13 protein-coding genes are annotated in these 13,412 nt (G+C 44.0%); 6 read left to right on the top strand and 7 right to left on the bottom strand.

What is annotated here, in order from left to right:
• Positions 1-46 precede the first annotated feature (46 nt).
• Positions 47-967 (bottom strand): hypothetical protein, encoded by a 921-nt coding sequence (locus tag AABA11_RS07785; protein WP_338266797.1) that lies wholly within the window; start codon positions 965-967, stop codon positions 47-49.
• A gap of 158 nt (positions 968-1,125) precedes the next feature.
• Here AABA11_RS07785 and AABA11_RS07780 point away from each other — a divergent pair, with 158 nt between their 5' ends.
• Positions 1,126-1,710 (top strand): superoxide dismutase, encoded by a 585-nt coding sequence (locus AABA11_RS07780; protein WP_265727851.1) that lies wholly within the window; start codon positions 1,126-1,128, stop codon positions 1,708-1,710.
• Between the two features lie 46 nt (positions 1,711-1,756).
• On the opposite strand, the gene AABA11_RS07775 is transcribed toward AABA11_RS07780, so the two are convergent.
• Both AABA11_RS07775 and AABA11_RS07770 read right to left on the bottom strand, forming a co-directional pair.
• A complete protein-coding gene (locus AABA11_RS07775) occupies positions 1,757-2,203 on the bottom strand; it encodes a tellurite resistance TerB family protein (RefSeq protein ID WP_338266794.1) in 447 nt (148 codons plus the stop codon).
• Positions 2,197-2,655, bottom strand: coding sequence for a DUF6942 family protein (locus tag AABA11_RS07770; protein WP_338266792.1), 459 nt, complete (start codon positions 2,653-2,655; stop codon positions 2,197-2,199). Before AABA11_RS07770 ends, AABA11_RS07775 begins: the two co-directional genes overlap by 7 nt.
• A 168-nt stretch (positions 2,656-2,823) precedes the next feature.
• Here AABA11_RS07770 and AABA11_RS07765 point away from each other — a divergent pair, with 168 nt between their 5' ends.
• From AABA11_RS07765 to AABA11_RS07750, 4 genes are all read left to right on the top strand, one after another.
• Positions 2,824-3,222 (top strand): YeeE/YedE family protein, encoded by a 399-nt coding sequence (locus tag AABA11_RS07765; protein ID WP_265727848.1) that lies wholly within the window; start codon positions 2,824-2,826, stop codon positions 3,220-3,222.
• Between the two features lie 9 nt (positions 3,223-3,231).
• Positions 3,232-3,651 (top strand): DUF6691 family protein, encoded by a 420-nt coding sequence (locus tag AABA11_RS07760; RefSeq protein WP_265727847.1) that lies wholly within the window; start codon positions 3,232-3,234, stop codon positions 3,649-3,651.
• Between the two features lie 266 nt (positions 3,652-3,917).
• Positions 3,918-5,084 carry a type III PLP-dependent enzyme gene (locus tag AABA11_RS07755; protein ID WP_338266787.1) on the top strand — a complete coding sequence of 389 codons (1,167 nt, stop codon included), beginning with the start codon at positions 3,918-3,920 and terminating at the stop codon, positions 5,082-5,084.
• Positions 5,085-5,199: 115 nt separating this feature from the next.
• Entirely contained in the window at positions 5,200-6,036 is an 837-nt protein-coding gene (locus AABA11_RS07750) for an MOSC domain-containing protein (protein ID WP_338266785.1), read from the top strand.
• A 90-nt stretch (positions 6,037-6,126) separates the two neighbouring features.
• On the opposite strand, the gene AABA11_RS07745 is transcribed toward AABA11_RS07750, so the two are convergent.
• Positions 6,127-7,713 carry an ABC-F family ATPase gene (locus AABA11_RS07745; protein ID WP_338266783.1) on the bottom strand — a complete coding sequence of 529 codons (1,587 nt, stop codon included), beginning with the start codon at positions 7,711-7,713 and terminating at the stop codon, positions 6,127-6,129.
• A 288-nt stretch (positions 7,714-8,001) separates the two neighbouring features.
• On the opposite strand from AABA11_RS07745, the gene AABA11_RS07740 reads away from it, so the two are divergent.
• The gene (locus tag AABA11_RS07740) at positions 8,002-8,496 is read left to right on the top strand and encodes a Crp/Fnr family transcriptional regulator (RefSeq protein ID WP_338266781.1); all 495 of its coding nucleotides are present in this window, start codon (positions 8,002-8,004) and stop codon (positions 8,494-8,496) included.
• Positions 8,497-8,541: 45 nt separating this feature from the next.
• Here AABA11_RS07740 and AABA11_RS07735 read toward each other — a convergent pair whose 3' ends face one another.
• From AABA11_RS07735 to metH, 3 genes are all read right to left on the bottom strand, one after another.
• Entirely contained in the window at positions 8,542-8,895 is a 354-nt protein-coding gene (locus AABA11_RS07735) for a RidA family protein (protein WP_265727842.1), read from the bottom strand.
• Positions 8,896-8,977: 82 nt separating this feature from the next.
• Positions 8,978-9,586, bottom strand: a complete 609-nt coding sequence (cobO, locus tag AABA11_RS07730) for a cob(I)yrinic acid a,c-diamide adenosyltransferase (RefSeq protein WP_265727841.1) — start codon at positions 9,584-9,586, stop codon at positions 8,978-8,980.
• Between the two features lie 75 nt (positions 9,587-9,661).
• Entirely contained in the window at positions 9,662-13,399 is a 3,738-nt protein-coding gene (gene metH / locus AABA11_RS07725) for a methionine synthase (RefSeq protein ID WP_338266777.1), read from the bottom strand.
• Between the last annotated feature and the right edge of the window lie 13 nt (positions 13,400-13,412).

The raw sequence follows: 13,412 nt of genomic DNA, 5'->3' as shown, positions 1-13,412 counted from the left end.
ACTTTATGGGGTCACTTCACAATCGGCTTTTTTTATTGCTGTCTACTTATTCACTACCCAGTTGCTGTTCAAGCATGAGCTGGTTAATCTGCTTACGCAAACGAATGATCTCTGCATTGACTTGTACTCTAAAAGTATCGCTAGAGTCGATGGCTTCTTGGTGCTTCGTCAGAGTGTCTTTTAACGATGACAGGTCGGCTGAGCTTGCTGATGTTGCCTGCTTCTCTACTGCCGACACCTTTTGCTGTAGTGCGGATAGATTTTGCAAAATTTGCTCTAAACTGATTGCTTGCGCTTCGTTTTGCCCAGCTTGAGCAGCAATACGTTTCTCAGCAGCCACTATTTTCTGACTCTGGCCTTCTTGTGATGCTGAAACCGCCTTGACCACGCTGTCAATTGTTGCAACAGCAGGGACTAACTTGTTGTAGCCAGCTTCTACATCACTAAAGGCGTCTGCTTGAATCGCAATACGCTTAGATTGTGTAGAGACAGTTTCTCTTAATGTTGCTAATCTTTTTTGCAAATCATCAATGGCCGCTTCATTACTTGAAATAGACTTTCTATTCGTATCATAAGCGACGCCCCACAACTTACGAATTTCACTGTCGTGTTTATTCAGCGTTTCTTCGAGCGTTTCCCCTTGCTTATTTGCGGATACATCTGCGGCAAGTAATTGATGGTCTAAGTTTTGAATCTCACTCTTAGCGCCATAAAGCTCATTACGTAACTGCATATTTTGCTGCCACAGCCAATAACCCGCCCCAGATGACGCGAGCAGTAAAAGAATAAGCAAAATATAAATCCCAACAAGACTGGTCTTTTTATGCACAACATTAGGAGCATGTACAGGTCTAGTTGGAGAAGGATTAGAATGCCCTTTAGGTGTGACTGCACTGGGTCTTCTTTCGCTGACTTCATCTTGATCCAGAGTCAGGCTTGGGATCTCAACATCATCGTCTCTTCGCATGGAAATCTTATATAGTCGTTATTAACAGAAATTATGAAAATTCATTCTAGAACAAACCTAAATAATATTATCTTAAGCTGTTCGGTGCTACTATATAAGCACCATTAACTGCTTGATAACAAGCATTTTTCGTTAATTAAAAGCAAGGAGAATTGAAAATGGCTTTTGAATTACCCGCTCTTCCTTATGCTAAAGATGCACTAGAGCCTCACATGTCTGTTGAGACGCTTGAATACCACCACGGTAAGCATCACAACACTTATGTTGTAAAATTGAACGGTTTGGTTCCTGGATCTGAATACGAAAATAAAACGCTTGAAGAGATCATCACCTCTGCACCAGCGGGTCCTGTTTTCAACAATGCAGCTCAAATTTGGAACCACACATTTTTCTGGAACAGCCTAAGCCCTAATGGCGGTGGCGAGCCAACTGGCGCGCTAGCGGATGCTATCAATGCGAAATGGGGTTCTTTCGCAGAATTTCAAGCCGCCTTTGATGACAAAGCGGTAAACAACTTTGGTTCTAGCTGGACATGGTTGGTGAAAAACGCAGACGGTTCTCTAGAGATCGTTAACACTAGCAATGCAGCCACTCCAATGACAAATGGTCAAACAGCGATCATCACTGTCGATCTTTGGGAGCATGCTTATTACATTGATTACCGCAATGTACGTCCTGATTACCTAAAAGGTTTTTGGGCGTTGGCTAACTGGGAATTTGCAGCAGCAAACTTCGCAGCTTAATACGACATTGCAGCTATAAAAAATGCGGCCCTTGAGCCGCATTTTTTTATGCATTGTTAGTCAGCTCTTTTTGAACCGCTATTTTTGCCTGAATAAATTCAGAGTGAGGCATAAGAAGTAATTCGCTGATTCGCCTAATACGATGATCTTCGTACGAATCAATATCGCCATCCGCTAAAGCAACGTGCCACAACCCCTTTAACAACAGGAATTTTTGCTCAATTGACGCTACGTCATTAATCACTTTTGTAAATTGATAAAGGTCATTAGCCTGATCCACACCAGAACGAGCATCCAGATAAAGCTCATCAATACCTTCATCCAGTCCGCTCAAGGATCGCAAGTACTCTTTCACTTTTATCTCTTCTTTAGGATCAATCTCATGGTCAGCAAGCATTACTTCCATCAACAAAGCGGCAATGGCCTTTTGATAAGATATGGTTTCACCGCTCTCAACCGGCACACTAAACAAACGCTTTAAGGTATTTAACATTTCGACTCCAATATACACGCCCGAAGTTCACTAATCAGGCTGTTGGGAAATTGACGGTAATCTAGGTATGGGCACCAAACATAAGGATAGGAGACGTAAGCAATCTGTTTATGCCCCACTTTCACCGCCTGTTTTTTTATAGGCAAATCCGCTTCAAATGTTTTACCAACAATAAAAACAGTTTGCTCACAGTCATGAATTTGATCCACAGAAAAAGCAATACCGACCCAATCCAATAAACAGTCATCGCGAACAGACTTCCAAGAAAGCAGATCTGTCGCCACCAGTTTCGCCATTATTGTAAAAATCTTGCGCCAATGATTTCCATTTAGCTCAATCAAACGAGCCACAGACACCGGCTCGGATTCTGAGCTTGGGAAAATCGGCTTATTCGGCATTAAAAAAATGCATCTTGCCTGCTGAATGGAAGCTCCTAGCCATAAATCACTCATTCTGATCTCCTTTTAACCTTAAGGATACCTCGCCTCACCGAGGATATCAGCCATCCAATGCACAAAGAGCGTGTAATTATTTAAAAATGAATAGGACTTAAAACATATATTAGACTTTACTTATAAATATACATTAGAATACCTTCATATCATCATGAGGACACACACATGGAATCACTTTTTAACCCTTTAATTGGCGGTTTGCTCATCGGCCTAACCGCAACGATCTACCTTTTGAGCACGGGAAAAGTCATTGGCATCAGCGGCATTTTGTCGCAATTGTTGTTTAACAAAGGTCGGCTATTGCCATTTTTGTTCATTGCAGGCTTGATCATCGGCGGCTCGGCATATGGCACGTTAACAGAACAGACCGTCGCGTTTCCAGAAACCAGAAGCCCTTGGCTACTAATACTCTCTGGCCTGCTTGTTGGATACGGTACACGCCTTGGAGGAGGATGCACAAGTGGTCATGGTGTTTGCGGTATATCGCGCTTATCCCCTCGCTCTATTGTGGCCACTTTAACCTTTATGGCGGCGGCGATTATCACCGTTTCAATTTTGAATTAGGAGAAAGAGATGTTTGCAGCTATTACCTTTATTTCTGGCTTATTGTTTGGCCTCGGCCTCGCTTTTTCTGAAATGACAAACCCAGCGGTTGTGATTGGCTTCCTTAATATTTTTGGTGACTGGAACCCATCACTCATCATTGTAATGGCCAGTGCCATTGCTGTCGGCATGCTTGGTTACGCGATCAAAAACAAGAAAGTAAAGCCTTGGATAGCCAAAGAATGGCAAGTACCAAGCCTGAAGCACATTGATGCCAAGTTATTGATCGGCTCTTCACTCTTCGGTATTGGGTGGGGGCTGAGTGGGTATTGTCCGGGACCAGGCTTAACTGCTTTGGTGAACAACCCAAGCGAAGGAATGTATTTTATTGCCGCCCTCGTTATTGGTAGTGGAATACACTTTATTCAAATGCGTGTTACGCAAAAGTAACGCAAAAAAAACCTAAAGAAAAAGGAGACTTTTGTGGTCTCTTTTTTTTACCCCAAAATATGAAAAAATACTTGACCCAAAGGGCCATGCGCCTTAAATTTCGCCCGCGTCATTGCTGAACATAATCCGCACCGCTTCAACTGCTGCGCTAGTCGCTTAAGGCCATCGAGCCGGATAAGTAACAGCCATAAGTAGGACGTGATAAGGTAAAGGCGTTTACTTATTTAATCGGTTTATGTTTTGCATAATTAAGGAGCTTCTCGCCCATGACTATTGACGTCAATTCTTTTTACACACCAGAACGTTTCGCACGCTTTAAAGCCTTTGCAGAAACAAAAGAAACCCCTTTTGTCGTCATCGACACGGCGATTATTGATGAAGCGTACACAGAGCTGACTAAAGGCTTTCCTGTCGCTGACATTTTTTATGCTATCAAAGCAAACCCTGCACCAGAAATTTTGTCATTGCTTCGCGACCGCGGCTCAAACTTTGATGTCGCCTCCCGTTACGAACTGGACAAACTGTTTTCTATTGGCGGCATTTCTCCAGATCAAGTGAGTTATGGCAACACCATCAAAAAAGCCAAAGATGTGCGTTATTTCTATGAGAAAGGCGTTCGTATGTTTGCAACAGACTCTGAGGCGGATTTGCGCAATATAGCAAAAGCAGCCCCAGGATCTCGCGTTTACGTTCGTATTTTGACCGAAGGTACGGTCACTGCTGATTGGCCACTTTCTCGCAAATTTGGCTGCCGCCCAGACATGGCAATGGATTTACTTGTTCTTGCAAAAGAGCTTGGATTAGTTCCTTACGGAATCTCTTTCCACGTTGGCTCTCAACAGCGCGATATCGGCGCATGGGATGCGGCCATTGCGAGCGTTAAGGTTATATTTGAACGTCTGAAAGAAGAAGACGGAATCGTTCTCGAAATGATTAACATGGGTGGCGGCTTTCCAGCTAACTACATTGCTCGTACAAACGACCTTGCAACATACGCTGAAGAAATTACCCGTTTCTTAGAAGAAGACTTCGGATCAGATTTACCACGCATCATTCTAGAACCTGGTCGTTCACTTATTTCAAATGCGGGCGTTCTTGTCAGTGAAGTGGTTTTGATTTCTCGTAAATCACACACGGCTTTAAACCGCTGGGTGTTCACTGATGTTGGTAAATTCTCTGGTCTAATCGAAACACTAGATGAATCGATTAAGTACCCTATTCACGTGGATAAAGGCGGTGAATTAGAAGAAGTTATTATTGCGGGACCAACATGTGACAGTGCAGATATTATGTATGAAAACTACAAATATGGCCTTCCATTGAACTTGGCTATTGGGGATCGTATGTACTGGTTATCAACTGGCGCTTACACCACAACATACAGTGCGGTTGAATTCAATGGCTTCCCTCCATTGGCGTCTTACTACCTTTGATATAGATAACTCATCAATATCAACACAAGCCTCGGAGTGACACTTCCGGGGCTTTTTTATTGGCACACGCCTTAACCTAAGTAATAATGAGCGCTTGCCAATAAAAGGAACTTTCATGCCTTATTCTCTAAGTGAACTGACAATCTATCCCATTAAATCCATACAAGGGATTTCATTACAAAGCAGCGAAGTGGATTTTTCTGGTCTACTTGGTGATCGTCGCTATATGCTGGTTAACCAAAACAATCAATTCATCAGTGGGCGAGAACATCCCAATATCACCCTCATCACCGCGCGCTCCCTTGGCAACAATCAATGGCTGCTTTCTCACCCGAAAATGGCAAACAAGGTGGTATTGCATGCAGATACATTTCCAGCAGAGTTCCTGTCCGTTCAAGTTTGGGACGATGTGCTACAAGGCCAAAGAACACAAAATGACATAGATACTTGGCTGAGCGAGATAGCGGCAGAGCCCGTTAAATTGATCTATTTTGGCACCACTTCACAACGTTACACAAGCCGCAGACCAGAAACGCCCGTTGCTTTTGCTGATGGCTACCCGTTCCTTTTGACCACCCAAGCCTCTTTAGATGATCTAAACAAAACGGCTACTCGAACCATAGAAATGGCACAATTCAGACCCAATTTGGTCATAGAGGGTAATCAAGCATTTGAAGAAGATCGCTGGAAGCGCATAAAAATTGGTGAGGTTGAATTTGAAAATGTGAAGCCTTGTGTGCGCTGCATATTTACAACGCTGAACCCAAAGACCGCTGAAAGAATTGGCAAAGGTGAACCATTAAAAACGTTGGGGAAATTTCGTCTATTAGGGAAAGAAGGCGTGACATTCGGAGTCAATATGATTGCACTAAACAAAGGAAGGATAAGTACGGGTGACACAGTCGAAATTTTAGAATATCACGAAGCAGAAACCTACCTTGACAGACGCTAACACCTGCCGCTGGCGTTACAAAAAAAAGGAAGGCTCATAATGATGAGTCTTCCTTTTTTTAAAGATTGAGCAATAAATTTGTTTCTGGCCTTATGCTTCTTGCTTAGCCAAATACTCGTCGTAGGTTCCGTGGAAGTCAACAATACCCTCGCTGGTTACCTCAACGATTCGAGTCGCCAAGGAGGATACAAACTCACGGTCATGACTGACAAATATCAATGTACCTGGGTAGTTCTCAAGCGCCAAGTTTAAAGACTCAATAGACTCCATGTCCATGTGGTTAGTTGGCTCATCCATAACAAGCACATTTGGCTTTTGCAGCATCAGCTTACCAAAAAGCATACGACCCTGCTCACCACCAGACAACACTTTGACGGACTTTTTGATGTCATTCTGAGAGAATAAAAGACGCCCCAAAGTACCACGAATGACTTGCTCATCGTCGCCTTCTTGCCCCCATTGCCCCATCCACTCAATAAGATCTACGTCTTTTTCAAATTCATGGGCATGGTCCTGTGCGTAATAGCCGATATTGGCATTTTCTGACCACTTCACGTCACCTTTACTCAATTCCGTATCGCCAACCAAACATTTTAGCAACGTCGTTTTACCGATACCGTTCGGTCCAATGACCGCAATACGCTCGCCAACTTCGACCATCATGTTCAGACCGCTAAACAGCTGCTCGTCATAAGATTTCGCCACATTTTCGATTTGAACAGCCATACGGTGCAGCTTCTTTTCTTGCTCAAAACGGATGAATGGGTTTTGACGACTAGACGGCTTCACTTCTTCTAACTGAATCTTATCGATTTGTTTTGCTCGAGAGGTGGCTTGTTTAGACTTAGAAGCGTTCGCAGAAAATCGGCTAACAAACGATTTCAGCTCATTAATTTGGGCTTTCTTCTTCGCATTATCCGACAATAGACGCTCGCGAGCCTGAGTCGCTGCCGTCATGTACTCATCATAATTACCAGAGAACAAACGCAATTCGCCATAATCCAAATCCGCCATGTTTGTGCAAACGGAGTTTAAGAAGTGACGGTCATGGGAAATAATGATCATGGTACAGTTGCGCTCAACCAACACCCCTTCCAACCAACGTATAGTGTTGATATCCAAGTTGTTGGTAGGCTCGTCTAATAACAAAATTTCTGGATCGGAAAACAAAGCTTGAGCAAGCAACACACGCAACTTTAAGCCTGGAGCGACTTCACTCATAAGGCCATAATGTTGCTCTGTAGGAATCCCCACACCCAAGAGCAGCTCACCAGCACGGGCATCGGCAGTGTAACCGTCCATTTCCGCAAACTCTGCTTCAAGGTCGCCAGCACGAAGACCATCTGCCTCGGTCATTTCTGGGTTAGCGTAAATGGCGTCTTTTTCGGATTTGATAGCCCATAGCTCAGTGTGCCCCATGATGACAGTGTCAATAACGGAATACTCTTCATAAGCAAATTGATCCTGCTTCAGCTTACCTAAACGCTCATTTGGATCTTTAGACACGTTGCCGGAGCTAGGCTCTAAATCGCCACCGAGGATCTTCATGAATGTGGACTTACCACAACCATTAGCGCCAATAAGACCGTAGCGCTTTCCTTCTCCAAACTTCACAGAGACATTTTCAAAAAGAGGTTTTGCACCAAATTGCATGGTGATGTTAGCCGTCGTTAACAAAGCATTCTTCCGTTTTTCATAAGGTAAATTTTGTTTGCTTCTTTAAAAGCAAAGATTATGGGCTGCATTATCGCACAGATTGAGACAAGTCTTTAAGGAAGAAAGCGCTTATTGTAAAAAAAAGCTCGAACTAACGGTTACATATAGAGTCATAAATACATAGGCAAAATACAAAACAACACGGTTATTTCGTGTTAAACACGCTAAAACTTATATTGTCGATCGACTATTTAGAAATGCGGAACACAGCCGATGACATGGAATAGATTCACATTGGCGGAGAGCGCTATGAATACCGTCTCAGCACAAACATCGCAATACAACATATCTCCTTCCCATTTAAAGGGAGGCTCCATATTTGGCGCCTTATCAGACGCTTCCATTCAGTTTTTGACCGAGCAAGGCACACTGCATGCCGTATCTAAAGGTGAGGAAATTTTCTCTTACGGCAGTAAGGGCGATAGCTTCCATACGGTGTTGCACGGAAAATTAGACTTTTATAAACAACATGGTGACAACAAATGTAGAACGAGAACCATTGGGTTTGGTGAAGCAATTGGCTTTGTGTCTATGATTGCCTTACATGAACGTGTTGGTAGTTTGTATGCCTTAGAAGACAGCTTATTACTGGAAATATCCAGCCAACTGTTCAGTGACTTTCATGATCAATACCCGTTCGACTTCGGTATTCTACTGATGAATTTATCGCGAGATATGGCAAGAACTATACGCGTACTGAGCAATGCGCTTGTTGAAAATGATCTATTGGTAAAAAGAAATTAGTCGGCTGTCAGACAAAAAGATCAGCCGACCAGTTTGACCGTGCGATTACTTTATCGCCGCTACTACAGAAATTTCGACTAAAAGCTCAGCTCTTGCTAAACGAGCTTCAACACAAGCTCTTGCTGGCGCATGACCTTCTGGAATCCAAGTATCCCAAACCGCGTTCATAGCAGTGAAGTCTTTCATGTCACGAAGATAAATAGTTGCTGACAGTATGTATGACCTGTCTGAGCCAGCTTGCTCTAGCAACACATCAACCTTTTCTAACATAGTTCGAGTTTGCTCAGTAATGTCCGTATTTGCGTCTGCCCCAACTTGACCACACAGGTAAACGGTTTCGTTATGCTTAACGATACGACTCATACGTTGACCTACTTCCATGCGTTCAATAGTTGCCATAATTACCTCTATCTATTAGGTTGAAAAACCACACTGTTTTATATTTATAAAAATGAGTTGAACACTATAAAGCCATGCACTCTTAAAACTCCAGACCTTTTTGCGCTTTTATGCCACGCTTGAAGGCATGCTTTACCTCCTTGATTTCACTGACCGTGTCCGCCAATTCAATCAAGGCCTCTGTCGCACCTCTGCCTGTAACCACTAAATGCTGCGAATCTGGGCGATTCATTAATGCAGAAACAACGCTATCTTCATCTAAATATTCATAATGAAGCAAATAAGTCAGCTCATCGAGAACCACAAGATCAAAAGTAGCGTCCGCCAACATTGTTTGTGCCTTCGCCCACGCCTCTTCTGAAGATGCGATGTCGGCTTCTCTGTTTTGTGTTTCCCAAGTAAAGCCAGACGGCATGATCTCCCACTGCACATTGTCTTGCAGCTTAAAGAAATCAATCTCGCCCGTATTCCACTCTCCTTTCAAAAACTGAACAACACCCACTTTCATGCCATGACCTAGTGCGCGGGCAACCATACCCAACGCAGAGCTAGACTTTCCTTTCCCATTACCTGTCAATAAAACAAACGTACCTTTGTCTTCTTGGGCTTTCGCTATACGTTGGTCTACATGCTTTTTAATATTTCGCATGCGTTGTAAGTGTTTTTCTGCGTCGTGAATTGCTTTTGCCATGGTCGAGCATACTCGCTAGCGTTATTAAATAAGAAGACCGCGTTACCACAACATTATGTGCTAACGCGGCCAGTTTTATATGCGATCGTCTTCAGGGTCATAGCCAAGATTAGGGGCCAACCATCTCTCAGCATCATCTTTGCTCATTCCTTTACGCTCTGCATAACTGTCAACTTGATCAGGGCCAATTTTGCCAATACCAAAATACGATGCGTCTGGATGAGCAAAGTACCAACCACTAACGGCCGCAGTCGGTAGCATGGCAAAGCTTTCCGTGATTTCCATTTCAATCTTTTCTTTCACATCCAAAAGCGTCCAAAGTTTGGCTTTTTCTGTATGGTCAGGACACGCTGGATAACCAGGCGCAGGGCGAATACCTTGGTATTTTTCCTTGATGAGTTGTTCATTGGTTAAAGCTTCGGCCTCAGCGTAGCCCCAAAATTCTTTACGAACTTTTTCATGCAAATACTCGGCCGTTGCTTCGGCCAAACGATCTGCAACCGCTTTGATCATAATGGAATTGTAATCGTCATGGTCTGCTTCGTATTTTTCAACCAGTGGGTCAATACCAAAACCCGCCGCACAAGCAAAAGCCCCCATGTAATCGGCTACGCCGCTTTCTTTTGGCGCGACAAAATCTGCCAAGCTATGATTGTATTTTCCCGGAGCTGTTAATTCGTTTTGAATACGAAGGAAAGACAAACGCTCTATCACTTCACTGCGTGTTTCATCAGAATAGATTTCAATGTCATCGTGATCAACTTGGTTGGCAGGAAACAAACCTACCACAGCACGCGCTTGCAAGGATTTGCTTGCAATCACTTCCTCCAACATTTTCAACGCATCTTCATAGACACGCGTTGCTTCCACACCAACCACGTCATCAGTAAGGATTCGCGGATAAGCCCCTGCCAGCTCCCATGTTTGGAAAAATGGCGTCCAATCTATATAGTCTTTAACCAAATTTAGATCGATATCGTTTTCTGTGAGTACGGTAATACCCAGTTTTTTAGGTTGTACAACATTGTCGCCTGCAAACTCAATCGGCGGCTTGTTTTGACGCGCCTTATCCAAAGACACCCGACGACCTGCTTTCGCTCGATCTTTGTAACGAATGCGGGTTTTCTCGTAATCTGCTTTGATCTCATCAACAAATTTCTGATAACGCTCTTTGTCTTTACTCAACAACGCACTGGCAACACCCACACTTCGCGAGGCATTGGTAACATGAACCACTTGATTGCGTTTATAGTTTTGCTCAATTTTCACCGCAGTATGGGCTTTTGAGGTGGTCGCGCCACCGATCATGACGGGCAAATCAAAACCTTGTCGCTCCATTTCTTTTGCTACGTGCACCATTTCATCTAACGATGGCGTGATCAAGCCAGACAGGCCGATCATGTCAGCCCCTTCTTCTTTTGCGGTGCGCAATATTTTTTCAGCAGGAACCATAACTCCAAGGTCAATGACTTCAAAGTTGTTGCATTGCAGTACAACCCCCACGATATTCTTACCGATATCGTGCACATCGCCTTTCACAGTTGCCATAACAATCTTGCCGTTACTAGACGAAGCCGTGTCCATATTGAGGCGCTTTTCTTCTTCGATAAATGGCATTAAGTAAGCAACCGCTTTTTTCATTACGCGCGCGGACTTAACAACTTGTGGCAAGAACATTTTACCGGAACCAAATAAATCACCGACAATTCCCATGCCATCCATCAATGGTCCTTCAATCACTTCTAATGGACGAGCAAAGGCTTGACGTGCTTCTTCCGTATCTTCATCAATAAATTCGGTTATCCCCTTCACAAGAGCATGACTAAGGCGCTCAGAGACGGGCAAACCTCGCCACTCTTGCGTTTCTTTTTCGGCAACCTCACCCGTTCCTGCAAATTCACCAGCAATGGCCAATAAATTGTCTGTTGCATCTGGCGTACGGTTTAACACCGCGTCTTCTACAGCATTACGAAGTTTAGGCGGTATATCTTCGTACAAGGCAAGCTGACCCGCGTTCACGATACCCATTGTCATGCCTTGCTTGATGGCGTGATACAAGAACACTGCGTTAATCGCTTCACGCACCGGGTTGTTACCACGGAAAGAGAAAGAGACGTTAGAAACACCTCCTGACACTTTGGCATAAGGCAATTCGCGAGTAATGTCGCCTGTCGCCTCAATGAAGTCCAAGGCATAACGATTGTGTTCTTCAATACCAGTGGCAATAGCAAAGATATTGGGGTCGAAAATAATGTCTTCTGGCGGGAAGCCAACTTCGTCTACCAAAATGTGGTATGAACGTCGGCATATCTCAATTTTACGAGCACGAGTATCCGCTTGACCCACTTCGTCAAACGCCATGACGATCACAGCCGCGCCGTATTTCATCAGCTTACGAGCTTGCTCACGGAACTTATCTTCGCCCTCTTTCATGCTGATAGAGTTAACGACACCCTTGCCTTGAATCCATTTCAAGCCGGCTTCTAGAATTTCCCATTTAGAAGAATCCAACATGATCGGAACCCGAGAAATATCCGGTTCAGACGCAATAAGCTTAAGGAATCGCTCCATCGCGGCTTGGGAATCCAGCATGCCTTCATCCATGTTTATATCGATGATCTGGGCGCCATTTTCAACCTGTTGACGCGCTACATCCAAAGCGGTATCAAAATCACCCTCTTTAATTAGGCGTTTAAACATCGCGGATCCAGTCACGTTGGTTCTTTCACCCACGTTCACAAACAGACTATTTCCATCGATATTGAACGGTTCAAGGCCGGATAAGCGGCAGGCTTTTTCGATCTCAGGAACAACGCGTGGTGTCGCATCTGCAAAGGCTTTTGCAAAGGTTTCTATGTGTTCTGGTGCCGTTCCACAACACCCCCCAATGATATTCAAAAAGCCAGAATCAACCCAGCCTTGAATCTCCTCTAACATCTCTTCTGGTGATTCATCGTATTCACCAAAAGCATTGGGTAAACCCGCATTAGGGTGAGCAGACACATGCGTATCTGCAATACGAGAAAGCTCTTCTACATATTGACGCAGTTCTTTTGGACCTAATGCGCAGTTTAAACCAACGGAGATTGGCTTGGCATGAGATATAGAGTTCCAGAAGGCTTCCGTTGTTTGACCTGATAGCGTTCGACCGGAAGCGTCCGTTATGGTGCCAGAAATCATAATAGGATAACGTACGCCGGTTTTTTCGAAATAATCCAAAACCGCATAGATAGCCGCTTTGGCGTTCAAGGTGTCGAAAATGGTTTCGATCAAAAGAATGTCGACCCCCCCTTTGACAAGACCATCAACGGCCGTGGTATAAGCGTCCACTAATTCATCGAAATGAATATTACGAAAACCGGGGTCATTTACATCGGGAGAGATTGTACAAGTCCGGCTGGTTGGGCCAACAGCACCCGCAACAAAACGGGGCTTGTTTGGGTTTTGTTTGGTGAATTCATCAGCGGCTTCACGAGCTAGACGAGCAGACTCAAAATTCAGCTCGTAACTGAGGTCTTCCATGTGGTAATCCAACATGGAAATGTAATTGGCATTGAACGTATTTGTTTCAATAATGTCCGCGCCAGCAGCAAGATAGCTAGAATAAATGTCTTTGATGATCTTAGGTTGGGTCAGAGAAAGTAGGTCATTGTTGCCTTTTAAGTCACTTTCCCAATGTTCAAAGCGTTCGCCGCGATAGTCTTGCTCTTCTAATTTATATCCCTGAATCATGGTGCCCATGGCGCCATCAAGAATCAATACGTTTTCTGCTAGTCGTTTCTCAATAATAGAATACGAATCGGACTTTACCACGCTCACCACCTCA

Origin of the sequence: Marinomonas pontica, assembly GCF_036322735.1 — a bacterium.
Classification (GTDB): domain Bacteria; phylum Pseudomonadota; class Gammaproteobacteria; order Pseudomonadales; family Marinomonadaceae; genus Marinomonas; species Marinomonas pontica.
Note: the sequence above shows the minus strand (reverse complement) of the source record. Positions and strands in the feature narration are given on the sequence as shown.